General features: G+C 44.6%; 1 protein-coding gene and 1 pseudogene. Both read right to left on the reverse strand.

Annotated elements, in window-relative coordinates; translation table 11 throughout:
* Positions 1–73 precede the first annotated feature (73 nt).
* On the reverse strand, positions 74–919 hold the full coding sequence (locus ACIFQM_RS24815) for a tyrosine-type recombinase/integrase (RefSeq protein WP_430066399.1): 846 nt from the start codon (positions 917–919) through the stop codon (positions 74–76).
* A gap of 158 nt (positions 920–1,077) precedes the next feature.
* Positions 1,078–1,492: pseudogene (locus ACIFQM_RS24820) on the reverse strand (transposase); the annotation flags it as partial.

A 1,492-nucleotide genomic window follows, 5' to 3' on the forward strand; every position in this document is an offset into this window, starting at 1 on the left:
TGCACCCTTTGCTGGCGGCTCCGTTTCTCTACATAGAAGCCCCCCTCCCATCCACGACAAAAAGAGTGGCTGCTTACCACTCGATATTTGCCAAAGCTTCAGCCATATCCTGCTGTGTCGTCAGCGTATAGATATTGGTTGTCGCTACGTGATCATGTCCAAGGATTTGCTGGATAGTCGTCAATGGAGTCGTTTTCACCAGCTTATAGCCAAGGGTATGTCTGAGCATATGGGGTGTGACCTTCACATTGACCCGATTTCCGTATTTGTTCAAAATCAGATTAATCGCATTTCGCTCCAAAGGCCCTCGCTGCCCCATACATAGATATTCTGATTCCACTTGTGGTCTGGCTTCAAGATATCGAGTAATGGCTTTTCGCACATCCTTATTCATCGGTATGGTTCGATAGGCATTTCCTTTGCCAAGTATCCTCAATAAACCTTTGCGTTCACTTATCTCAATATCCTTCAACTGGATGCCAACCAATTCGCTTACTCGTATGCCAGTCCCAATCAATAATTCGATCATACAAATGTGCAGCCGATTTCCCATACGGTGAATTTCATTCCGCAGCTTCCACAAATCCTTTTCCTCAAGACCCTTATACTGCCGAACAACCTTGTTCCTAACCGCTTCGATATGTATTTCTTCCTTAATATACCCTTGTTGATGCATCCACTTTGCAAACACGTTGATACTGGCGACCTTACGGTTGATGGTCAGTATTGCCTGGTTAGTGCTTTGCAGAACCTTCTTGTACTCTACACCATCCAATTCAATCCACTTCTCCAGTCCATATTCCGTCTTACCCCGATACCAAGCTATGAACTGTAACACGTCCCTAATGTAACAGGAAATAGTGTTCTCGCTCCGATCCTTGCTCCGTAAATGTGCTTCAAACCCTTGAATATACTCCATATTCGCCCCACCTTTCGCTTATGTGTCACATCATACCGTTGATGTGGGGCAAAGTCCACCGTTTGCATAACCTATCTTATGCACTGATTCTGGCTACTTTACAGGCTCATTCAGGGCTGAAACTGGCGTTTATCTATACAAATACTGACGGCATAACGTTATAGCTGTGAATCTTCTGGCTCTATGTATCCTTCCTCTGTCTCGACCGATTCCTCAATAGCTTCATATTCGGCATCCACTACATCCGCTTCAATCATATCCAAAAATAGCTGCTTCCGTTCCTGTTCTAGTGCCTTCGTATTCACCACCAGCTCACGTCGATCATTCCACTCGTTGGGCGCGCGATTCTTTAAGTAGAAGATCATCGCTGTTGGATTGGGAGGCTGATATCGTTTTACCTTCTCGATACGCGTCTTCTTTTTTCCATTTTTGTCCTCTTCGACTATTGTACGAATTTCCTCATATTCATACCCCGTAGCAGCTTTCAAAAGTGAATTTTCCACGTGTGAAATAGGGACAGATCTGCTCCATTTGACTAGTTCAGCCAGCATCGGATGTTTATCTATGTACTCA

The organism is Paenibacillus sp. NRS-1782, from assembly GCF_050467685.1.
Taxonomy (GTDB): domain Bacteria; phylum Bacillota; class Bacilli; order Paenibacillales; family Paenibacillaceae; genus Paenibacillus; species Paenibacillus terrae_A.